General features: G+C 63.6%; 21 protein-coding genes and 1 pseudogene. 6 read left to right on the top strand and 16 right to left on the bottom strand.

The genetic code is table 11. The annotated features are described in order from the left end of the window. Nucleotides 1–46: 46 nt before the first annotated feature. On the bottom strand, nt 47–1,954 hold the full coding sequence (locus X726_RS160125; RefSeq protein WP_023668792.1) for a propionyl-CoA synthetase: 1,908 nt from the start codon (nt 1,952–1,954) through the stop codon (nt 47–49). 205 nt (nt 1,955–2,159) lie between these two features. Between X726_RS160125 and X726_RS01000000166730 the strand changes: the two genes are divergently transcribed. From X726_RS01000000166730 to X726_RS160140, 5 genes are all read left to right on the top strand, one after another. After that, a complete protein-coding gene (locus X726_RS01000000166730) occupies nt 2,160–2,873 on the top strand; it encodes a DUF2259 domain-containing protein (RefSeq protein WP_245272081.1) in 714 nt (237 codons plus the stop codon). Continuing rightward, on the top strand, nt 2,828–2,956 hold the full coding sequence (locus X726_RS1000000171515; RefSeq protein ID WP_245272082.1) for a DUF2259 domain-containing protein: 129 nt from the start codon (nt 2,828–2,830) through the stop codon (nt 2,954–2,956). Before X726_RS01000000166730 ends, X726_RS1000000171515 begins: the two co-directional genes overlap by 46 nt. Before the next feature lie 546 nt (nt 2,957–3,502). Further along, nucleotides 3,503–3,790, top strand: a complete 288-nt coding sequence (locus tag X726_RS160130) for a PqqD family protein (RefSeq protein WP_023668790.1) — start codon at nt 3,503–3,505, stop codon at nt 3,788–3,790. Then, complete coding sequence (locus X726_RS160135; protein ID WP_023668789.1) at nt 3,790–4,224, top strand: lasso peptide biosynthesis B2 protein; 435 nt, start codon at nt 3,790–3,792, stop codon at nt 4,222–4,224. Before X726_RS160130 ends, X726_RS160135 begins: the two co-directional genes overlap by 1 nt. Next, entirely contained in the window at nt 4,221–5,216 is a 996-nt protein-coding gene (locus X726_RS160140) for an HPr kinase (RefSeq protein WP_023668788.1), read from the top strand. The genes X726_RS160135 and X726_RS160140 overlap by 4 nt, the downstream gene beginning before the upstream one ends. 8 nt (nt 5,217–5,224) lie before the next feature. Here the strand turns inward: X726_RS160140 and X726_RS160145 are convergent, their stop codons facing one another. The 15 genes and pseudogenes from X726_RS160145 to X726_RS160210 form a co-directional block, all read right to left on the bottom strand. After that, a complete protein-coding gene (locus tag X726_RS160145; RefSeq protein WP_023668787.1) occupies nt 5,225–6,250 on the bottom strand; it encodes a nucleotidyltransferase family protein in 1,026 nt (341 codons plus the stop codon). A gap of 448 nt (nt 6,251–6,698) precedes the next feature. After that, nucleotides 6,699–7,685 carry a dihydroxyacetone kinase subunit DhaK gene (gene dhaK / locus X726_RS160150; RefSeq protein WP_023668785.1) on the bottom strand — a complete coding sequence of 329 codons (987 nt, stop codon included), beginning with the start codon at nt 7,683–7,685 and terminating at the stop codon, nt 6,699–6,701. Between the two features lie 22 nt (nt 7,686–7,707). Continuing rightward, complete coding sequence (locus X726_RS160155) at nt 7,708–8,133, bottom strand: hypothetical protein (RefSeq protein WP_023668784.1); 426 nt, start codon at nt 8,131–8,133, stop codon at nt 7,708–7,710. Nucleotides 8,134–8,143: 10 nt separating this feature from the next. Further along, nucleotides 8,144–9,730, bottom strand: a complete 1,587-nt coding sequence (ptsP, locus tag X726_RS160160; RefSeq protein ID WP_023668783.1) for a phosphoenolpyruvate--protein phosphotransferase — start codon at nt 9,728–9,730, stop codon at nt 8,144–8,146. Further along, the gene (locus tag X726_RS160165; protein WP_023668782.1) at nt 9,714–10,016 is read right to left on the bottom strand and encodes an HPr family phosphocarrier protein; all 303 of its coding nucleotides are present in this window, start codon (nt 10,014–10,016) and stop codon (nt 9,714–9,716) included. Before X726_RS160165 ends, ptsP begins: the two co-directional genes overlap by 17 nt. A gap of 21 nt (nt 10,017–10,037) precedes the next feature. Further along, the gene (dhaM, locus tag X726_RS160170; RefSeq protein WP_023668781.1) at nt 10,038–10,427 is read right to left on the bottom strand and encodes a dihydroxyacetone kinase phosphoryl donor subunit DhaM; all 390 of its coding nucleotides are present in this window, start codon (nt 10,425–10,427) and stop codon (nt 10,038–10,040) included. Continuing rightward, on the bottom strand, nt 10,424–11,026 hold the full coding sequence (gene dhaL / locus X726_RS160175) for a dihydroxyacetone kinase subunit DhaL (protein WP_023668780.1): 603 nt from the start codon (nt 11,024–11,026) through the stop codon (nt 10,424–10,426). The genes dhaM and dhaL overlap by 4 nt, the downstream gene beginning before the upstream one ends. Nucleotides 11,027–11,096: 70 nt before the next feature. Continuing rightward, on the bottom strand, nt 11,097–12,737 hold the full coding sequence (locus X726_RS160180) for a dihydroxyacetone kinase subunit DhaK (RefSeq protein ID WP_023668779.1): 1,641 nt from the start codon (nt 12,735–12,737) through the stop codon (nt 11,097–11,099). Between the two features lie 64 nt (nt 12,738–12,801). Next, nucleotides 12,802–13,815: an ABC transporter ATP-binding protein gene (locus X726_RS160185; protein WP_023668778.1), complete on the bottom strand. Its 1,014-nt coding sequence runs from the start codon at nt 13,813–13,815 to the stop codon at nt 12,802–12,804. Further along, nucleotides 13,808–14,920, bottom strand: a complete 1,113-nt coding sequence (locus tag X726_RS160190; protein ID WP_023668777.1) for an ABC transporter ATP-binding protein — start codon at nt 14,918–14,920, stop codon at nt 13,808–13,810. Before X726_RS160190 ends, X726_RS160185 begins: the two co-directional genes overlap by 8 nt. 2 nt (nt 14,921–14,922) lie before the next feature. Continuing rightward, the gene (locus X726_RS160195; RefSeq protein WP_023668776.1) at nt 14,923–15,126 is read right to left on the bottom strand and encodes a hypothetical protein; all 204 of its coding nucleotides are present in this window, start codon (nt 15,124–15,126) and stop codon (nt 14,923–14,925) included. 214 nt (nt 15,127–15,340) lie between these two features. After that, nucleotides 15,341–16,291 carry a carbohydrate ABC transporter permease gene (locus tag X726_RS160200; protein ID WP_023668775.1) on the bottom strand — a complete coding sequence of 317 codons (951 nt, stop codon included), beginning with the start codon at nt 16,289–16,291 and terminating at the stop codon, nt 15,341–15,343. Further along, on the bottom strand, nt 16,288–17,235 hold the full coding sequence (locus X726_RS160205; protein WP_031198535.1) for a sugar ABC transporter permease: 948 nt from the start codon (nt 17,233–17,235) through the stop codon (nt 16,288–16,290). Before X726_RS160205 ends, X726_RS160200 begins: the two co-directional genes overlap by 4 nt. Nucleotides 17,236–17,464: 229 nt before the next feature. Further along, nucleotides 17,465–18,884 (bottom strand): annotated as a pseudogene (locus X726_RS01000000166725) (ABC transporter substrate-binding protein). A 255-nt stretch (nt 18,885–19,139) separates the two neighbouring features. Continuing rightward, nucleotides 19,140–19,838, bottom strand: coding sequence for a PIG-L deacetylase family protein (locus X726_RS160210; protein WP_023668773.1), 699 nt, complete (start codon nt 19,836–19,838; stop codon nt 19,140–19,142). 26 nt (nt 19,839–19,864) lie between these two features. Here X726_RS160210 and X726_RS160215 point away from each other — a divergent pair, with 26 nt between their 5' ends. Continuing rightward, a complete protein-coding gene (locus tag X726_RS160215; protein ID WP_023668772.1) occupies nt 19,865–20,755 on the top strand; it encodes a DMT family transporter in 891 nt (296 codons plus the stop codon). Nucleotides 20,756–20,939: the final 184 nt, after the last annotated feature.

The raw sequence follows: 20,939 nt of genomic DNA, 5'->3' as shown, positions 1-20,939 counted from the left end.
GCCGGCCGGGGAGGTCTGGACCGCTGAAACAACGCCACTGGGGCCGTCAGACCCCGATGCCGCGGGCTTTGAGCGCCGCGGTGATCTCGTCAAGAATGGCGGGATCGTCGATGGTCGCCGGCATCGTCCATTCTTCCTTGTCGGCGATCTTCTGGATGGTGCCGCGCAGGATCTTGCCGGAGCGCGTCTTGGGCAGGCGCTTGATCGTCACCACGGTCTTGAAGGCGGCGACCGGGCCGATCCGTTCGCGCACCAGCCCCACGACCTCGGCTTCGATGGCATCGATATCGCGGGCGACGCCGGCGTTAAGCACGACGAAGCCGAGCGGTATCTGGCCCTTCATCTGATCGGCGATGCCGATGACGGCGCATTCGGCGACATCGGGATGCGCTGAAAGCACCTCCTCCATGGCCCCGGTCGACAGCCGGTGTCCGGCGACATTGATGATGTCGTCTGTGCGCGCCATGACATAGAGGTAGCCGTCCTCGTCGATCATGCCGGCATCGGCCGTCTTGTAGAAGCCGGGAAATTCCTCGAGATAGGCTCGCCGGAAACGCTCGTCGGCATTCCACAGCGTCGGCAGGCAGCCGGCCGGCAGCGGCAGTTTCACCACCACATTGCCAAGCGTGCCGCGCGGCACTTCATGGCCGGCATCGTCGAGCACGCGAATGTCGTAGCCCGGCATCGGCACGCCGGGCGAGCCGTATTTCACCGGCAGCAGGCCGAGGCCCGCCGGGTTGATGGTCATCGGCGAGCCGGTCTCGGTCTGCCACCAATGATCGACCACCGGCACGTTGAGTTTCTGCTCCGCCCATTTGATGGTTTCCGGGTCTGCGCGTTCGCCGGCCAGGAACAGAGTGCGGAATTTCGACAGATCGTATTTCGGCACGAATTCGCCCTTGGGGTCCTGCCCCTTGATGGCGCGGAAGGCCGTCGGCGCGGTGAACAGCGCGACCACGCCGTGTTCTGCGATCACCCGCCAATAGGTGCCGGCGTCGGGTGTGCCGGTCGGCTTGCCCTCGAACAGCACGCTTGTCGCACCATGCAGCAGCGGTCCGTAAACGATGTAGGAATGGCCGACCACCCAGCCGACATCGGAGGCCGCCCAGAATACTTCGCCCGGTCTGACGCCGAACTCGTTTTCCATCGTCCATTTGAGCGCGACCATGTGGCCGCCATTGTCGCGCACGATGCCCTTAGGCTGGCCGGTCGTGCCGGAGGTGTAGATGATGTAGAGCGGGTCGGTGGCGAGCACCGGAACGCAATCGACGTTGGCGCCCGCGGCGCGCTCGCGGGCAACGGCGTCGGCAAAATCGATATCGTAATGCTCCCTCAGATCGCAGCGCAGCTGGTCGCGCTGCAGGATCAGGCAGGCGTCCGGCTTGTGGCGGGACATTTCGATCGCCTTGTCGAGCAGCGGCTTGTAGGCCACGACACGTCCAGGCTCCAGGCCGCAGGACGCGGAGATGACCAGCTTCGGCTTGGCGTCGTCGATGCGGGTGGCGAGCTCGTGCGAGGCAAAGCCGCCGAACACCACCGAATGCACCGCGCCGATGCGGGCACAGGCAAGCATCGCGACCGCCGCTTCGGCCACCATCGGCATGTAGATGATGACGCGGTCGCCTTTGTGAATGCCGCGGTTCTTGAGCACCGAAGTCAGCGCTACCACTTCGCGCTTCAATTCGGCATAGGTGAATTTCTTGACCGTGCCGGTGATCGCGCTGTCGTAGATAAGTGCGATCTGGTCGGCGCGGCCGCTTGCGACATGGCGATCGAGAGCGTTGAAGCAGGTGTTGCAGCTGGCGCCGTTGAACCAGCGCCCGTAAACGCCCGCCTTGGCATCGAAGACGCTGGTCCACGGCGAATACCAGTCGATCGCCTCGGCGGCAGCGGCCCAGAATTGTTCCGGGTCGCGTTTCCAGCCGTCATAGACCTCGTGGTAGCGTGACGCCATTCATCCCTCCTCGGGAAAACTCTCTATCTTGCAATAGCCTATGCGGGTTTTCCCGGCCACGTCTTTCCCCAAATGCCATGTCTTTCCCGAAATTTGGGGCTTGGCCGATCTCGCCTTGGCCATAAATTGCAGGCACCTAATCGGGGCAGGGCGCGCAATGACGGTACGATACGGGGTTGGATCTGCCGTTGGAGCAGCGCTGCTGTTGACGATCGTTTCCGCCGCCCAGGCCGGCGATGCCGCCGCGCGGCGCATCATCGGCTTTTCCCCCGACGGCAAATATTTCGCCTTCGAGCAATATGGCGAGCTCGACGCTGCCGTTTCCGGCTGGTCGCAGATCGACATCATCGAAACAAGCACAGACGAGTTCGTCGGCGGCAAGCCGATCCTTGTCCTCGACGAATCGGAAGAGGCGACCACGACGGTGGAGCAGGCACGGGCGCAGGCCGCAAAGCAGGCCGCGCCAATCCTGGCCAAATACGGCATCGCCGAGCGCGGCACGCGCACGGCCTCCGACAGGTTCACCTTCCCGGATGACACGGTCGAGTACAACGACATTTCCCGCCTCGAGCAGGCCGCGCAGAAATGGCTGTCGCCGTTCTATGGCGAAACACAGATTTCGACCATCCAGCTCGATGAGATTTTGGCCGACAGCAAGACGGACTGCTCGGCAAGCTTTGATGACGCCAAGCCAAGCGACCAGGCTCTTCCGAGCGACAAGACACTTCAGGGCGAAAAGAAACTTCAAGGCGCCAAGACGGGCAAGGCGCGCGGCTTCCGCCTGTCGCCGCAGGGGCAGGACGGCAAGCCGTTCAAGGTGCTGCACGAGGACAAGGCCGTGCCGGCTCGCGCAACTGCCCGACTTCCTACAGCCTGTCGGAATCCTACGAATACACCCCGCCCGGCAGGCCGGCGGTAGTGGCGGTGCTGGTGCAGCGCTTCAGCCAGGGCTTCGAAGGACGCGACCGCCGCTTCATCGCCGTAACCGGCCATGCACGCTAAGCCGCGGCCCGTCTTGTGGCAGGCAGAAAAAGCTCATGCGCCCGGAGAAAGCAGGGCGTTCGTGTCGGATATCAGGTCTTAAAGCGGCAAGGCCGCCAGCATCAGCCCGACGCCACCCGCGATCAATATGGCGGCTGCCAATGCTTTTCGATGACGTTCGAACGCGGTCGGAGCCCGCTCCCAGTTGTAACGCATACCCAATGCTCTCCCAAAACCCCGCGACTCCATAGCTTACTTTAGGTAAGAAAAGCAAGACCTTGACCCTGCGAGATAGCTGGCTTGACCGTTTGCGGCGGTGATTCCCAGCTGCAATCACCGACTATTTCTGGGGTGCTTCCCTGTTCTCAGGCTCTGAATGATGTGGAAGTTACCACAATCTGAAATTGGATGTCTCTATTAGGCTTCGGTTGCCTGTGTCGTGAGGATGGTGGCGTTGCCGGATTGCCACAGAACGGTCAGGCCGGCCTGTTCTCCCTCTCGTCCGCGCAATGGACAGACCCGCATCGCCGCGCTATCTGCTCTCCAGGAAAATGGTGGAGGGGCTCCATGGCCCAAATCGGTTCTGAAATGGTTCTGCGGCTGGCGGACGACGCCTCGGTCCAGCATGTCGGCGATGGCGCCGTCGTGCTCTTGGCGCGCAGCGGCCAGCTTTACACCTGCAACGGCACCACCGAAGCCTTTCTCGACAAGGTTGACGGCGCCCGCAGCCTTGACCAGATCGTCGTCCTGTTGTCTGACGAGTTCGAGGTCGACAAGGGCACGCTCGACCAGGACATCGCGGCGCTGGCCGCCGAACTGGTGAGCGAAGGCATTCTCGCCGACCCGGCTCCCTGATGGTGGACGGCGTTCTCCTGCGCGCTTTGTTTCGTGTCCATTTATGGGCAAGCGCGCGGCTGATGCCGACCCTGATCGGCCGCCGCAGCTTCGAATCGGTGCTGAAATGGGCGCCGCTCAGCGCACCCACCCCTTATCGCGGCCTGTCGTCAGCCTACATCGTCGCTGCCGTCAACCGGACCGTCCGGCACCCCTGGCTGATGCGCGACCGCAGATGCCTGCGCGAGGGCCTGCTCGCCCACCGCTTCCTGCGCTTTGCCGGCTTCGATCCGGATCTGCGCTTCGGCGTCGATCCGAAGTCGATGCAGGCGCCGCGTATGTCTGCCCATTGCTGGGTCTGTCTCGATGGCCGCCCGGTGGTCTCGGACAGCCTCCCCGGCATGGTGCAGATCTATCGCCATCACGCCGATGCCGGAAAGGCGCACGCTGCTTGACCGGTCCGGCGACCACCTTCTGCTATGATCTCCAGGGCCAGGTCATCAGCATATCGGCCTCGCGGGCCGATCTCTGGCCGAGCTTCGACCTCTTGCTCGGCACGTTGCGCGTGAGCGGGCCGGTCGAGCCCGATTTCCGCGTCGACATCGTCGAGATGCGGGAGTTACCGGAATCGCCTGCCGGAAAACTCGCTTTCGACGGCGAGGTGCCGGAGGACGGCCATTGCCGGCTGATCGACGGTGGCGGCACCGTTCATCTGGTCTTTCCCGGCCTGCAGACCGTCTCGATCAATGCCGATGGAGGCTGGGCCGAGATACGAGTCCATCCCGATGCCAAGGTCAAATGGACGGTGCTGATGATGGTGCTGGATGCAGCACTTGATGCCGGCGACCAGCACATGCTGCACACCGCCGGCCTGACATTGCCCGGCCGCGAGGCGCTCGTGCTGATCCATGCGCCGAGCGGCACCGGCAAGTCGACGACGTCGCTGGCGCTGGCGTCGCAAGGTTTCGGCCTGTGCTCGGATGACGCCATGATCCTCAAGGTTTTGGCCGGTGGCGGCATCACGGCCTGGGGCTTGCCGCGCAAGGTGAAGGTCCACCGCCACACCGCGGCAATGCTGCCCTTCGTGGCGCCTTGCATTGGCGACAAATGGGACGCCAATGGCGAGCAGGCCGTCTCGCTGGAACGTCTCGCCGAGATCATCCGCATCGAGGAAACTGTCGGCAGACCGGTTGCGGCACTGTTTCATCTCGCCCGCTCGGCGGACGCGCAAACCCGGCTCGTGCCCATGACCAGGACAGACGCCATGGTGGCGCTTGCCACCGACAATGTCAGGACCGGCATGACCGGCCTTTTGCCGGCGCAGAAGCGCCGCATGGCAACCATCGCAACGCTGGTCAAAGCCGTCCCGACATTTACCCTGGAAGTCGGCGCGAACCCGGCCGAGGCGGCCCCGCTGATCCGCTCGGCGCTGGCGGCGCGGGACTAAAGCACACTTCAGGCAGAATGCGGCTTTGGCCTGGCGAGGCGCTGGATCCAGCGGAAGGCGTCGCGGCGCAGGCGCGAATGCATCTTGTCCCTGGAATTGACGCCGAGCAGCGTATCGCCGGTGATCAGCCATTTGGCCAAAAATATCGAGAGGTCGGGCTTGATGCGGTCGGCCAGTTCGATCGCGCGCGGTGCATCAAACAGCCGCCCCGTCACATTGAGAACCGTCGCCAGTTCGAGCTCGATGCCGCTGATGCGCGCCGCCTCGAAAAGCCGGTCTTCATCCGCGGGCGACCGCAGCGCGCGCACGCCCTGCAGCACATCGACGCAAAGCTGCAGCCGGTGGAACTTGTGCCCGCCGGCGGCGTGGACAATGGCGATGGTCAGCAGCGCGGCCGGCGTGTCGGCCTCGCTGCCGTCGATGATCTGCAATTCGCGAAAGCCCAGCGACAGCCGCCGCCGCATGCCGGAATCATGCACCAGGTTGCCGTGCAGTTCGATCAGCAGGCTGGTATTCTCCTTCTCCAGCCACTTGAACTCCTGCAGATCCTGCGACTGCGCCTCGCCGCTCCAGAGCTCGAAGCCGCACCCGGCAATCACCGTGTTGGCTTCAATGATGCTGGCCGGCTCGACCAGAATGTCGATGTCGGTGAACGGCCGGTCAGCGGCGTGGCGGTAAAGTTTGCGTGCGAAGACCGGACCCTTGACGATGCGGGCCGGAACATTTTTCGCCGCCAATGCCTTCATGATGCGGTCGCCATGATATTGCAGCAGCATCGATTGGCCGGTCGCCAGCGTCGAGCGATCACGCAGTTCCGACAGCTTTTGCCGCAAGGCTGCGTCCGCAGGCAGTTGGGCGTCGCCGATCTCGCTGAGCTTGCGCAGCATGATCGGCAGCACGCCGTGGAACTCGGCATTGGCGAGCAGTGCCAGCAAGCTTTCGGCAGCAACGTCACGGCCAATGGCAACCGTCGCCTCCGGGTCGGCGAAGGTCAGCAGCAGTTTTTCATCGGCAGGCGCAAGAGATGGCAGCATCAAACCCGGATTGCGTTCGCCCACATCAGCAATTCCCGTCCGGAATTGAGTCAAACAACCAACTCAGAGGAGCGTATGTTGCAGAAAAGCATGCATGAAGCCAGCGTGTGGTGGCAGAACCAGCTCATGAATTGACTTTCCACGGTTTCGGTCCATTCTTTTGCACTTGACTGAAAAGGGTGTTTGGAATGGCCAAGAAAAAGTATGAAGCGCCCGTGCTGCGCAAGGCAGGAAAGTTGTCCAGCGTGGTGGCCGGGCCGTCGCTGCCGATACCGCGATAAGACTTCTACGGCTTCGGTTTGGATGAAGCCGGAGCGGTCGGCCGCAAGGCAAGCCGCGCTGCAGGCGGGCAATCTGTCGGCGTGACTGCGGGTAACGGTCCGTCCGGTCCCGCAGGCTAAGGCAAGTTCATAAGCCGCCTGTTCGGGATATGGGCAAGGCCCCTCCGTTACAGTCCCCAGCGCAGCGCGGCTGTGTGCACCGGCGCGTCCCACATTGACGTTGCCTCGTCATCCAGCATGGTCAGCGTGATCGAGCAGCCGGCCATGTCGAGCGATGTCACGTAGGACCCGACCAGCGAGCGGGTCACCGTCACGCCCTGTTTTTCGAAGATGTTTCGGGCGCTGTTGTACATCAGATAGAGCTCCATCAGCGGCGTGCCGCCAAAGCCGTTGATGAACAACAGTGCCGGGCCTTTCGCCCTGTCGCCGAGATCGCCCAGGATCGCGGCGCAAATCTCTTCGGCGATCGCATCGGCGCTTTTCAACGTGTCGCGACGCCGGCCGGGCTCGCCATGAATGCCGACGCCGAATTCCATCTCGCCATCACCAATCTCGAAGGTCGGCCTGCCGGCCGCCGGCACCGTGCAACTGGTCAGCGCCACGCCCATCGAACGCGTCGCGCTGTTGATGCGACCGCCGAGCGCCTTGAGATCCGCCAGCGCCATGCCTTGCTCGGCGGCGGCGCCGACGATCTTCTCCACCACCAGCGTGCCGGCGACGCCGCGCCGGCCGGTCGTAAAGGACGAATTCTCGACGGCGACGTCATCATTGATCACCACCTGCAGGACGCCGTCGGCCATTTCGCCGGCCATGTCGAAATTCATCACGTCGCCTTCATAGTTCTTGACGATGAACAGGCAGCCGGCGCCGGTATCGACGGCGGCGGCCGCCGCCAGTATCTGGTCCGGCGTTGGCGAGGTGAAGACCTGGCCGGGGCAGGCGGCGTCCAGCATGCCGTGACCGACAAAGCCGGCATGCAACGGCTCGTGGCCGGAACCGCCGCCCGAGATCAGCGCCACCTTCCCCGGCTTCATCACCTTGCGGCGAATGAATTTGTGCTCCTCGCCCAGCACCAGGATGTCGGCATGAGCTGCAACGAAGCCGTTGAGGCTTTCGGTCAGCACCGTGTCGACGGAATTCATAAACTTCTTCATGTGTCCTCCCGACACAACACGATCAGCCGCCACTCCTGCCGGTGATGCTGGTGATCTTCTGGATGAATTCGTTGATCGCCTTGTCGAGCGCTGCATTCTGCTTGTCGTCGCCGAAATCGGGCACGATCAGCGAGACATGCCGGGTCTTGCGCATGCCTGCCGCAACCGACATCTTGCCGGGATGCGCCAGATGATAGGCAGCCAGAAACTGATCGCGCTCGGCCGGACTGAAATGGCAGACCGAAAAAATAGCCGGCAGATGTTTTGACGGGATCGGGGTCGAATAGGCCGCGCTGGAAATCTGGGTGACGAAGCTGCGGTGCTTGCCAAGCGCGTCGGCAAGGCGTTGTCGCATACCCGACGGTCGCTGGTCGATGACCTGCGACAGGATCGTCTTGTAGGCGCGGATCGCCTCTTCGGAGCCGGCTTCTGGTGTCTTGTCGGCCATCTCAGTCATCCTAGACCGATGCATCCGAGATGGCCGCCTTGGCCATGGCGAGTTGGGCGGGAGCCACCGAGAGATCCCGCAGGCCGGCCTCGAGCAGTGCCGGGATCGATGCCGGATCGCCGCCGGCATCGCCGCACAGGCTGACTGGGATTTTCGCGCGCAGGCCAAAAGCGGCAACCGAGCCGATCAGCCGCAACACGGCGGGATGGCGGACAGAATTAAGATGCGCCACGGCTGCGTTATCGCGGGCAGCCGCCATTACATATTGGGTCAGATCGTTCGAACCGATCGAGAAGAAGGCGACATCGGCGAACGCCTCCGGCGCGATCGCCACCGAAGGCACCTCGACCATGATGCCGAGCGGCGGCATTTTTTGCGCGATGCCGCGCGCGGCAAGCCCGGCCTGCTCCTCCATGAACAGAGCGGCGGCGCGTTGGTATTCCTCCGCGACGGCGATCATCGGAAACATCACCTTCAGATTGCCGTGCACCGCCGCGCGCAGCAGCGCCCGGATCTGTACGCGAAACACCTCCGGCCTTGCCAGCGACAGCCTGATGCCACGCAGCCCGAGGAACGGGTTGCTCTCCTCGACGGTGAAGCCCGGCACCGGCTTGTCGCCGCCGGCGTCGACGGTACGGATGGTTACCGGCTTGTCGCCTGCCCATTCCAGCACCTTGCGATAGGCCTGGTATTGCGTCTCCTCGTCCGGCGGCGCCTTGCCGAACAGGAATTCGGTGCGCATCAGCCCGACCCCGTCGCAGGTCGAAATGTCGATGCCGTCGACCTCGGACGGATCGGCGATGTTGACCTGCACGCGCACTGTCGTCCCGGCCCGGGTTACCGCCGGTTTCGCGAGATAGACTCCGGCCTTGTCTCGATGTGCCACAAACGAGGACGAGGACCGGTGGAACGCTTCGATCTCGGTCGTGGTCGGCGAAAGCACGATACCGCCATGCTCCGCATCGAGCAGAGCCAGACCGACGGGATTAGCCGGCGAAGCGCCAAGCCCCACCACCATCGGCACGCCGCGCGAGCGCGCCAGCATGGCGACGTGGCTGGCGGCGCTGCCGGCCCTCAGCGCGATGCCGCCGCCGGTGCTCCAGTCGGTCTCGAGAAAGCGCGTCGGCGCGATGTCCTCGCCATAGAGAATGGCGCCGGCTGGTGGAGCGCTCTCCTGCTCCTCGGTAAGGGCGCGCAGCACGCGGTCGCGGATATCGCTGATATCGGCGGCGCGAGCCCGGAAATAGTCCTGGTCTGACGTTTCGTAGCCGGAGATTTCGGCGTCCAGCGCCTGTCGCCAGGCCATGTCAGCCGGCATGCCGGACGCGATCGCGGCAAAAGCCGGGCCGGTCAGTGCCTCGTCCCCAAGCATGGCGAGCTGGAATTCGAGAATGCCGGCGGCCTCGTCATCGGCGGTTTCGATCAGGGTCGCGAGCCGGTCCGTCGCGCTGGCGATAGCTGCTTCCAATGCGGCCTTCTCGTCCGCGGCGCTCGCCTTGCCCGTGTAGTGCGCGGTGCCGTTGTCGAGGTTGAACAACGGCCCCTCGGCATAGCCGGCCGAGGCCGAAATGCCTTGCAGCCTAAGCGGTTCGGGCATGGCCCGCATCCTCGTCGAAACCGCGTCGCACCAGCTCGGCCAGCGCTCTCACGGCATCATCGGCGCCGTCGCCTGTGGCCCGGATGTGCAGCATGGTGCCTTTCGGCGCCCTGGCCGCCATCACCTTGACGATGCTCTTGGCGTCGAACCATGGGCCGTTGGCAGAAAGCGCAATCTCCACCTCGGCCGCAAAGCTCTTGGCAAGCTTGGTGAACTTCACCGAAGGGCGCGCATGCAGACCCACCTCGTGGGTGATCAGGACGGTCGCTTCGGCAAAGGCGGACATCAGGTCAAAATTCCCGTTCACTCACGACGGCGACAATTCATGCGCCGTCGCCACCACTTCCTTCAGCGAGGCGCCGCCGGAGGACTCGGTCGCCGCCATCACCGCGCCTTCGACGATCGGCGCGTTGCAGACGATGATCTTCTGCGCCCGCGGCTCGCCGATCATTTCCACCGCCATTTCCGAATTGGTCTCGGCGCCGCCGAGATCGACCAGTATGGCGACGCCCGCCTCCGACCACGCCTTGTCGATGGCGCCTATGATCGCTTCGACGCTGGTGCCGAGCCCGCCATGGCCGTTTCCGCCGCACCATGCAAGCGGCACTTCGTCGCCCACCATCTGCCGCACCATGTCGGCCGTGCCTTCGGCAACCAGCGGGGAATGCGAGACGATGACGATGCCGACATTGCTCATGCTTGGCCCTCGACGGTTTCGGCGACGGTCCGCACCAGCAGCGCCACAGAGCGTCCGCCGGCATCCATATGACCGATTGAGCGGTCGCCGAGGAATGAGGCGCGACCGCGTGTTGCCTTCATCGGCACGGTCGCCTCGGCAGCCATGTCGGCGATATCTGCAATTTCCATGGCCGTCTTTCCTTCGACCAACGCGTCCTGCACAGGTTGCAGCACATCGAGCATGGTCTTTTGACCGACCTGGGATTTGCCTCTGGCGGCCACAGCTTCGATTGCCTTGCCGAAAGCAGCCGCCAGATTGGCACGATCCGGCTCTCCCGAAATCTCCTTGCCCAGCGCCAGGAACAATGTACCGAAGAGCGGCCCGGATGCACCGCCAACCGTCATCACCAGCTTGGTGCCGATCGCCTTCAGCGCCTCGGGCAGCGGCTTGGCCGAAAACGCCTCGGCATCGGCACGCAAGGCCTCAAACCCGCGCTTCATGTTCAGCCCATGGTCACCGTCGCCGATCGCCTGGTCGAGCGCGGTCAACTCTTCCGAGTGAGCGGCGATCGTGTCCGCGGCGGCGGTGATCAGCCTGGCAAGGTCGAACGCTGCCATGTCCAGATTCCCGGTTTCGATCCTGCCGGCAGTATCGCAAGAGTTTTCATTCGACAATCTAAGCATGCCGTCAGGCCGTTGCATGCAGCGCGGCGGCCGCGAACACTTCGGCCACGGCATGGGCGCCAGGGTCGACTACGCCCTGCAATTTGGTGCCGACATAGGCGGAGCGCCCGGCCTTCGCCTTCTCCATGGCCGCGGTCGCCTCGGCGCCGTGCCGTGCCGCTGTAGCCGCGGCATCCAGCCCCTTGGCATCGAGCGCCTTCAGCCCCGGCTCCAAGGCATCGACCATGGTGCGGTCGCCGACCCTGGCGCCGCCATAGAAGGTCATCCGGTCAAGCCCGGCAAGCAGCGCCTTGGACAGGGTTGCTCCGCCGTTCGAAGCCTGAGCCGCCGCCGTGAAGAAGATCGACAGCAAGACGCCTGAGGAGCCGCCCATTGCGACGCCCAGACTATCGCCTATAGCCGCAAGCGTGGCGGCAGGGTCGGCCAGCGGCAGCGCATCGAGCCGTTCCAGCACGCTGCGCGCGCCGGTCGCAACCGTCGAACCGGTATCGCCATCGCCCGCCTTGGCGTCGAGCCCGTTCAGTGTCTCTTCGAGCGCGATCAGCCGTTCGCAGACCGTGATGATCAAACGCCTGGTGCCGGAATCCTGGCTGGCCCTTTGGGCTGCGCTGTTTCCAGCCGCTTTCGCCATAGGCACGATAGCCGGCGCGACGACGGTTTTGGCCGGCATCCAGGCATGTGGGCCGACAGGCGCCAGCAAGGCTGCCTCGCGCGCCGCATCGAGCTTGATCAGCGACAGCGAAAAACCGTTCATGTTGAGCGCCGTCATCAGCGGTCCGGGGCCGATCGCAAGCTTCACGGTCTTGGCCAGCGGCGAGGCCAGCACGGCATTGGCGACCAGCGACATCTCAAGCGGCGGCACCGAGCCGAGATTGTTGATGAGCAACGCGTGGCTGGCGTTCGGGTCGAGCCGCGCGGCCAGCCGCTCCGCCATGATCGCCACCAGCTTGTCGGCGCTTTGCACCGCGATGCGCTCGACGCCCGGCTCGCCATGGATGCCGAGGCCGAGTTCGCCGTCATTTTCGCCGAACCGCTCTTCATGTGGCTGGCCGGGGATCGAGCAGGACGACAGCGACATGCCGAGCGAGACGATGTCCTTCGCCGCCGCGCGAGCGGCTGTAGCAACGGCTGCCAAGTCCTGACCGGTCTCCGCCAAATGGCCGGCGATCTTGTGCACGAACAAGGTGCCGGCGACGCCGCGCGGCTGGTTGATACCCGGCAGGGCGATGTCGTCGGCAACGATCGCCATCTCGACGCGAAACCCCTCGGCGCGCGCCTTCTCGGCCGCCAGGCCGAAATTGAGCCGGTCGCCGGTGTAGTTCTTGACGATCAGCAGGCAGCCGGCGGGGCCGGTCACCGCGCGGATGGCCGCCAGCACCGCCTCGACGCTGGGCGAGGCAAAGATCTCGCCCGAAACCGCCGCCGTCAGCATGCCCTTGCCGACAAAGCCGGCATGAGACGGTTCGTGTCCGGCGCCGCCACCGGAGACGACGGCAACTTTCGCCTTGTCCCAGTCGGCGCGCAGCACGACCTTGATCTCGGGGTAACCGTCGAGGCGCGCGAGATCGCCGGAACCGATAGTCCGCAACAGCCCGTCCAGCGCCTCGGTGACGATCGTTTCCCTGCGGTTGAAAAAGTGCTTCATCGAATTCGTCCTGTATTCGTCAATCAGAAGCCGGTGCCGTGCCCTTGGCGAGACACCGAAAACCTCACATCAGTCTTTGTCCGTCGGCGCCGAAATAAAGTGGCGAGCGGTAGCGGATCACCACTTTGTCGCCCTCGGCCAGATCCGTATCGGGGTCGGTGAGCGTCACCAGTTTCTTCGGGCCGACCGTAACATGCAGATGGTTCTGGTCCCCGAGATGTTCGACCCAGTCGACGACGCCGTCGGCATGGCCGTTTGCGGTCTTCTCGATCGACAGATGCTCGGTGCGCGCGCCGATGGTCTTGGTTCCGGTCGGCGCCCCACCATCAGGCAGCAGTCCCGCTGGCAGCAGATTGATCGCCGGCTGGCCGAGCCGTGCGGCGACATGAAGGTTTGCCGGCTCGGAATAGATGGTGCGCGGCGTGCCGATCTGCACCAGCACGCCATTGTTGAGGATGCCGATGCGGTCCGCCATGGTCATCGCCTCGATCTGGTCGTGCGTGACATAGAGCATGGTGGCGCCGAGCTCGGCTTGGATGCGCTTGAGTTCGAGCCTGAGATCGGCGCGCAATTTGGCATCCAGCGACGACAGCGGTTCGTCCATCAGATAGATCGACGGTTTGCGCACCAACGCTCGGCCGATGGCGACGCGCTGCATCTCGCCGCCCGACAGCTTGGTCGAGCGGTTGGCGAGCTTGTGGTGGATGCGCACCATCTTTGCCACCTCTTCGACGCGGCGGCGAATCTGGTCCTCCGGTACTTTCCGCGCCGGCGAGCGCAGCGGGAAGGCGAGGTTGTCGTAGACTGACAGATGCGGGTAGAGCGAATATTGCTGGAAGACGAAAGCGGTGTCGCGCTCGGCCGGCGACAGCGTCGTCGCATCGTGGCCGCCAATATGGATCGTGCCGCCATCCGGCCGCTCCAGTCCGGCGATCAATCTCAGCGTCGTCGTCTTGCCGGCGCCGGTCGGGCCGAGCAGCACGACGAATTCGCCATCGGCGATGTTAAGGTCGAGGCCATCGACGGCGACATGGTCGCCGAAGCTTTTGGTCACGCCCTTGATGTGCACGTCAGCCATGCTGCGCTCTCCCTTGAGAGGCGGTATCGTGGATCGCGGTGCGCACCGCCCGACCCGAGCCCTTGTCGAACAGCGACAGCCGCGCGCTGTTCAACGTCAGCCCGACATGATCGCCGCCAGCGAGCCGGATTTCGGCCGGCACCCGCGCCTTGATGATGCCGTCCGCCGTCTCCACCGCCACGATCTGCGTCGTGCCGAGATATTCGGTGCCGTAGATGGTGCCGCGCAGTTTCGACGCATCGTCGAAACGGATGTGCTCGGGACGGATGCCGAGCGCCATGTCGGCGGGCGCAATTTCCTCGCGCACTTCCGGCACCGCCACCTTGGCGCCCTGGACGACGATTTCCTTCGCCCCCTTCGCCAGCCCGCCACCGAAGCCCAGGAAATTCATCGGCGGCGAGCCGATGAAGTCGGCGACGAACATGGTTGCCGGGCGGTCGTAGATTTCGCGCGGGCTGCCGAACTGTTCGATAACGCCATGGTTCATCACGGCGATCTTGTCGGCCATCGACATCGCTTCCATCTGGTCGTGCGTGACATAGACGGTGGTGGCGTGGATGCGGTTGTGCAGCTCGCGCAGCTCATGCACCATCAGATCGCGGAATTCGGTGTCGAGCGTGCCGAGCGGCTCGTCCATCAGGAAGCATTTTGGCCGTCGCACGATGGCGCGACCGAGCGCCACGCGCTGGCGGTCACCGCCGGCAAGGCCCGAGACCGATTTGTTGAGCAGATGGTCGATGCGCAGCAGCTTCGCCGTTTCCTCGACACGGCTTCGAATCTCGGCCGAGGGCATGCCTTGCGCGAGAAGCGGGAAGCCGATGTTCTTGCGCACGTTCATATGCGGATAGAGCGCGAACAGCTGGAAGACGAAGGCGATGTCGCGTTCGCGCGCCCGGCGCATGGTGACGTCCTCGCCGCCGAGCAGGATCTGGCCGCCGGTCGGCAATTCGAGGCCGGCGACCATGCGCAGCGTCGTCGTCTTGCCGCAGCCCGAGGGACCAAGCATGACGAAGAACTCACCATCTTCGACGACGAAGCTGGAATCCTGCACCGCGACGAAATCGCCGAAGGCCTTTCTCAAATGTTGGACGCGGATTTCGGCCATGATTATTCCGGGAACTTCGAGACGATGATGAACATCACCGTGCCGGCGAGCATGGTGATGAAGGAGTAGGTGTAGAGCGCCAGCGCGAAGGGCTGGAACAGCATCAGGAATCCAATGGCGATCAGCGTCGTGGCGATGTTTTCCATCAGGCCGCGCCGGGCCCAGCGAGGCCAGGATGACTTTTTGGAGATGGCTGGGCGCGTCATGCGCAGCTTCCTTCCTTCTGCCCGGCAACGGGGCGAGACGGTTGCCAGGTGGTTCCCCCACTCCGTCGCTGCTTCGCAGCGCCACCTCTCCCCCCTCCGGAGGGAGAGGAAGGGAGCCTGGCTGAATGAAGTTCGCGTCCTTCCTCTACCCCGTCGATCGGGGGAGAGGTGTCGAGCGAAGCTCGACGGAGTGGGGGTCGACCTGGCACACCAATCATTTGCGCACCGCCCCAAAAGTGATGCCGCGCAGCAATTGTTTGCGAAGCAGGATGGTGAAGACCAGGATCGGCACCAGGAAGATGGTCGTGCCGGCCGCCACCGCCGGCCAGTCCTGGCCGCCTTCGCCGATGATGGTCGGGATGAAGGGCGGCGCGGTCTGCGCGGTGCCGGAGGTCAGGAGTGCGGCGAACGCATATTCGTTCCAGGCGAAGATCAGGCAGAAGATGGCGGTCGCGGCGATGCCGGTAGTCGCTTGCGGCAGCACGGTGCGCCAGAAGGCCTGCAGCCTGGTATAGCCGTCGATCATCGCCGCTTCTTCATACTCGCGCGGGATCTCGTCGATGAAGCCTTTCAGCAGCCACACCGCGAGCGACACGTTGACCGCGGTGTAGAGCAGGATCATGCCGAGCGCGGTGTCGGACAGGCCGAGCTCGCGGTACATCAGGTAGATGGGAATCGCGACCGCGATCGGTGGCATGAAGCGCGTCGACAGGATGAAGAACAGAAGGTCATCGGCCAGCGGCACCTTGAAGCGCGAGAAACCGTAGGCCGAAAGCGTGCCGAGGAATACGGCGCAGAAGGTGGAACCGAAGGCGATGATCAGTGAGTTGACGAAGCGCGGCAGGAAGTTGGACGGGCCGGCAATCACCATGTTGCGCTTGCGCGAGGTCTCGTCGCAGAAACCGGTCGCGGGTCCGAGCGAGTTGATATACTCGGCCGTTTGCCTGGTGCGCGTCGTGAACAGGTTGCAATAGCCCTCGATGCTCGGCTGGAACAGAATCTTGGGCGGATAGGCGATCGAATCCGGCGGCGTCTTGAAGCTGGTGGCGAAGATCCACAGCAACGGCACGATCGAGATCAGCGCGTAGAGCACGATGATCGTGCCGGCGATCCGCTTCGAATTGGCCGAGGGGGCGACGACGGAGTGGGCGGTGGTCAGGCTCATCTCTGCTTCACCTTGTTCAGCGCCTTGACGTAGATGTTGGCCAGCCCAAACACCGCGACGAACAGGATGATGGCGAAGGCCGAGGAATATCCGGTGCGCCAGCTCTCGAAGGCCTGCCGCTTCAGCGTGATCGAGGCGACCTCGGTGGTCGAGCCCGGCCCGCCACCGGTCAGCAGGTTGACCATGTCGAACATCTTGAAGTTCTCGATGCCGCGAAACAGCACCGCCAGCATGATGAAGGGCAGCGCCATCGGCAGCGTGATCGACCAGAACTGCCGCCAGTTGGACGCGCGGTCGACCTCGGCGGCTTCATAGATGTATTCGGGGATGGAGCGCAGGCCGGCGAGACAGATCAGCATAACATAGGGCGTCCACATCCAGGTGTCGACGATGATGATCGACCACGGCGCCAGCGACACGTTGGACAGCATCTGGATGTCGGTCGGTGGTATCCGGGTGACGAACGAGATGGCGTAGGCGAACAGGCCGATCTGCGGCTCGTAGAGGAAACGCCAGAAATTGCCGACCACCGCCGGCGACAGCATCATCGGCACCAGGATGATGGTCGTCCAGAAGGCGTGGCCGCGAAACTTCCTGTCGATCAGCCATGCCAGCGTGAAACCGATCAGCGTCTGCAGCAGGATCGTCCAGAACACGAAATGCGCCGTCGTCTGCATGGCGATCCAGATGTCCTGGTCGCCGAGGATGCGCTGGTAATTGGCGAAGCCGAGGTTTTTCACCACCTCGTTCGGGCGGTTCGCGCGGAAGTTGGTGAAGGACAGGTAGATCGCCCAGAACAGCGGGAAGATGTTGATGGCCAAGAGCAACAGGATCGTCGGCGAGATGAACAGCCAGGCGAGGCCCTTGTCGCTGATCCCCCGGACCTTGCGGGCCAACGGCTCCGGGGTCGCCCGGGCAACGTTCTCCGCAGTCCGATTGAGCATGGTGAGTCCTGCTTCGGTCACGTCAAGTCTCGACACTGGAATTTATCTGAACTGCGTCCCGTGCCAAGGGCAGCACGGGACCAAGAGCATGATGCCGAAAAGTGTGAAGCGGTTTTCGGACGACATCATGCTCTCTCTCTTTTTAGCCCTGAGGCGGATGATTTCTGATCGATTCGGCCTGAAAATCATCCGCCTCTGGGGTCAGGCTCGGGAGGAGCCGTTGGTCCGGTTACATCTTGCCGTCGTCCTGGAACACTTGCGTCCAGTCCTTGACCAGGCCGTCAAGCGCGTCCTTGGCCGAACCCTGGCCGGCAACGACATAGTCGTGGAAGCGCTTCTGCGACGCCTGCAGCAGCGGTGCGTAGCTCGGCTCGGCCCAGAAGTCCTTCACGATCGCCATCGAGTCGAGGAAGGTCTGTGCATAGGGCTGGCTGGACGGGAAGGCCGGGTCCTTGACCACCGCGTTCAGGCAGGAATAGCCGCCGAGCGACCACCATTTGGCCTGCACATCCTTGTTGGCGAACCACTTGATGTATTTCAGCGCCGATTCCTGCTTGTCTGAATAGGACACCACCGAAATGCCCTGGCCGCCAAGCTGCGCAAACTGGGCGCCACCGGGACCCTTCGGATTGACGAAGTAGCCGATCTTGTCGCCGNACCACCGAAATGCCCTGGCCGCCAAGCTGCGCAAACTGGGCGCCACCGGGACCCTTCGGATTGACGAAGTAGCCGATCTTGTCGCCGCCGACATTCTCGTCCTTCTGCAGGCCGGGCCAGGTGAAGGCGAAGTTCATGTGCATGGCCACCTGACCGGATTTGAAGGCGTCGACACCTTCGCCCATATAGCTGTTCGAGGCACCCGGAGGCGTGCAGCAATCGTAGAGCGACTTGTAGAACTCCAGGCCTTTGACCGCGTCTGGCGAATTGACGAAGCCTTCCATCTCGTAGGGCTTCTTGGGGTTTTCATACTGGAAGCCGTAGCTGTAGAGCACGTCCATGGCGCCCATGGTGATGCCTTCCGAGCCACGCTCGGTGTAGATCGAAGCGCCATAGACGGTCTTGCCGTCGATCTCGCGCTTCTGGAAGAACTCGGCGACCTGCTTCAGTTGGTCGAAGGTGGTCGGCGGGCCGAGATCCCAGCCATATTTTTCCTTGAATTCATTTTGCAGCTCCGGCTTGGAGAACCAATCCTTGCGGTAGGTCCAGCCGACGACGTCGCCCATGGCCGGCAGCGCCCAGTAATTCGGCGTGTTCTTCGGCCATTCGGAATAGCCGACGACTGTTGCCGGCACGAAGTCGTCCATGCTGATCTTCTCCTTGTCGAAGAAGTCGTTCAGCTTGACGTAGTGGCCGTTCTCGGCCGAGCCGCCGATCCACTGGCTGTCGCCGATGATCAGGTCGCACAGTTTGCCGTGCGAGTTGAGCTCGTTGAGGAAGCGGTCGGCATAGTTGGTCCACGGCACGAATTCGAATTTCATGCCGATGCCGGTTTCCTTGGTAAAATCCTTGGACAGTTCGACCAGCGCGTTTGCCGGATCCCAGGCGGCCCAGCAAAGCGTCAGGTCTTCAGCGTGCGCGGCGTTCGAGACGGCTGTCGACGCGGTAATCGCCGAGGCCAGCCCCAACGCCAGTTTCAAGCTCGATTTCATGCCTTCCTCCCATTTGCGAAACGCGCCCGGATGGCCGTTTCAAGAACCCCTCAACCCTCGCTCCTCCGAGGGCCTAAACACGGCGCGCTATGCGTCGCCAGGGCGGCGCGGTGCACCGCAGATGTTTAGTAATTTGTTTAGTGATGCAATTTTTACTAAACAAGGCAAGCGAATTCGTCGCTGCGCCGCAACATGGCGAAACCGCGAATTGAAATCGTTGGGAAATGATTGCCGGACGGCTCGCCCGGAAGTTGCTTAGCCGGGGTCGCCTATATTTTTCGTCTGCGGCGTCATCGGCCGAACAGGGGGCGCGGGCGGCAGCAGCGCGCGGATATCGGCGAAGGGAAATGTCGGCTCGAATCGGAAGGCCTCGGCCAGGGCGCCTGGAACGCTGTTGCATTGCCCGGCGCGAAACTCATTCTGGACGCGCGCTCTGTCGACATATTGCTCCGGCCACTGCGACTGGTGCGCGCGGATCGCCTGCGTCTTGATATCGCCATAGGCGGAAATGTCGACGTAATGCGTCGGCGCAAAGCCGGTGCCGCCCATCGTATCGGCATGCAGCACGGGGACGCCGAACGAGGCCGCGATGCGCACGCTGTCCGACAAAGCACGATGGTCGGCGTGATAGTCGTTGGGGGCATGCGTGATCACCAGATCCGCCGCGGTCTCGCGTATCAGCGCTTTCAGCGAAGCGATCAGTGCCGCATCAGCCACCAGTTCGCCGTCGGGAAAGTCGAGAAAGCGAAGGGTTGCGCCGAGCAGCGCCGCAGCGGCCGCCGCCTCGTCGCGGCGGACACGAGCCAAAACGCTCGGGTCGCCCATGCCGCCCCTGGCGCCATCCGTGGCCACGGCAAAAGTCAGTTCTGCGCCTTGCGTGGCATAGGCAGCCAGCGTACCGAACATGAATATCTCGATGTCGTCGGGATGCGCGCCGAGCGCCAATACCTTCACTGCACTCTCCCCGGAAATGGAAAAACGTGACGAACGGAATCCTGCTCGCCCTCATCGCCTATGCAAGCTATTCGTGCAGCGATGCCGTTATCAAGAGCCTTGGCGGACAGTTCACCGTCTTCGAGATCGGCTTCTTCATCACGCTGTTTGCCGGCTGCTTCCTGTTTTTCAGCCGCCCAGTCGATGAGCGCTGGCGCGACTTCTGGCGCACCGGGCGGCCATGGGCGGTGCAGGCCCGCGCCTGGGCCGGCATCGCCTCGGGCGTGCTCAGCGTCTACGCCTTCACCACCATTCCGCTGGCCGAGACCTATGCACTGATCTTCCTGGCGCCGCTTTGCGTTACCATTCTCTCGACCGTCATCCTGAAGGAAAAGGTCGGTCCATGGCGCTGGCTGGCGGTGGTTGCCGGCTTTGCCGGTGTCATGCTGGTGGTGCGGCCAGGTTTTCGCGAGTTGCATCTCGGACACCTTGCCGCCTTCACGGTGGCCTTCCTTGCCGCGGCCAGCGTCATCTTGGTGCGGTCGCTCGCCCAGCAGGAAAAGCGCACCACCATGCTCGGCGTGCTCATCGGTTACGGGCTGCTGTTCAACGGGGCCGGCACCATCGCCACATCGTTCACCCTCCCCAACGCCATGCAGCTGCTGTGGCTGGTGCTGGGCGGCGCCTTTACCGCCGGCGGCCAATTGCTGCAGCTGCTGGCCGCCAAATACGCACCGGCCAACCGCATCGCGCCGACGCATTATTCGCAGATCGTCTGGGCGGTCATCCTCGGCGCGCTGTTCTTCCAGGAGTATCCGGACTGGATATCGCTGGTCGGCCTCGCCGTCGTCGGCGCGTCCGGCCTGCTCACCATGGTGCGCGAGGAGGTGCGGCTGGGCACGGTGCGCTGGAACCCGTTTTCACGCACAAGGCTTTGAGCCGTTGCACGGTTGTGGTGACCGCTGATATGCGGACGCAATGACGACGAGATCCTTGCCGGAGCTTCCGGTATCCGCCGTGCTGCCGGCCCTGAGCCAGGCGCTCGGCTCCGGCAACAGCGCCGTCCTGGTGGCGCCGCCCGGCGCCGGCAAGACGACGCTGGTGCCGCTGGCGCTGCTCGAT

Source organism: Mesorhizobium sp. LSJC285A00, from assembly GCF_000503155.1.
In the GTDB taxonomy this organism is placed as follows: domain Bacteria; phylum Pseudomonadota; class Alphaproteobacteria; order Rhizobiales; family Rhizobiaceae; genus Mesorhizobium.
Note: the sequence above shows the minus strand (reverse complement) of the source record. Positions and strands in the feature narration are given on the sequence as shown.

What these genes read in the sequence shown, in the direction of transcription:
- X726_RS160125 (WP_023668792.1), bottom strand. Translation starts at nt 1,954, where the DNA reads ATGGCGTCACGCTACCACGAGGTCTATGACGGCTGGAAACGCGACCCG.
- X726_RS160130 (WP_023668790.1), top strand. Translation starts at nt 3,503, where the DNA reads ATGGCCCAAATCGGTTCTGAAATGGTTCTGCGGCTGGCGGACGACGCC.
- X726_RS160135 (WP_023668789.1), top strand. Translation starts at nt 3,790, where the DNA reads ATGGTGGACGGCGTTCTCCTGCGCGCTTTGTTTCGTGTCCATTTATGG.
- X726_RS160145 (WP_023668787.1), bottom strand. Translation starts at nt 6,250, where the DNA reads ATGCTGCCATCTCTTGCGCCTGCCGATGAAAAACTGCTGCTGACCTTC.
- dhaK (WP_023668785.1), bottom strand. Translation starts at nt 7,685, where the DNA reads ATGAAGAAGTTTATGAATTCCGTCGACACGGTGCTGACCGAAAGCCTC.
- X726_RS160155 (WP_023668784.1), bottom strand. Translation starts at nt 8,133, where the DNA reads ATGGCCGACAAGACACCAGAAGCCGGCTCCGAAGAGGCGATCCGCGCC.
- ptsP (WP_023668783.1), bottom strand. Translation starts at nt 9,730, where the DNA reads ATGCCCGAACCGCTTAGGCTGCAAGGCATTTCGGCCTCGGCCGGCTAT.
- X726_RS160165 (WP_023668782.1), bottom strand. Translation starts at nt 10,016, where the DNA reads ATGTCCGCCTTTGCCGAAGCGACCGTCCTGATCACCCACGAGGTGGGT.
- dhaM (WP_023668781.1), bottom strand. Translation starts at nt 10,427, where the DNA reads ATGAGCAATGTCGGCATCGTCATCGTCTCGCATTCCCCGCTGGTTGCC.
- dhaL (WP_023668780.1), bottom strand. Translation starts at nt 11,026, where the DNA reads ATGGCAGCGTTCGACCTTGCCAGGCTGATCACCGCCGCCGCGGACACG.
- X726_RS160180 (WP_023668779.1), bottom strand. Translation starts at nt 12,737, where the DNA reads ATGAAGCACTTTTTCAACCGCAGGGAAACGATCGTCACCGAGGCGCTG.
- X726_RS160185 (WP_023668778.1), bottom strand. Translation starts at nt 13,815, where the DNA reads ATGGCTGACGTGCACATCAAGGGCGTGACCAAAAGCTTCGGCGACCAT.
- X726_RS160190 (WP_023668777.1), bottom strand. Translation starts at nt 14,920, where the DNA reads ATGGCCGAAATCCGCGTCCAACATTTGAGAAAGGCCTTCGGCGATTTC.
- X726_RS160195 (WP_023668776.1), bottom strand. Translation starts at nt 15,126, where the DNA reads ATGACGCGCCCAGCCATCTCCAAAAAGTCATCCTGGCCTCGCTGGGCC.
- X726_RS160200 (WP_023668775.1), bottom strand. Translation starts at nt 16,291, where the DNA reads ATGAGCCTGACCACCGCCCACTCCGTCGTCGCCCCCTCGGCCAATTCG.
- X726_RS160205 (WP_031198535.1), bottom strand. Translation starts at nt 17,235, where the DNA reads ATGCTCAATCGGACTGCGGAGAACGTTGCCCGGGCGACCCCGGAGCCG.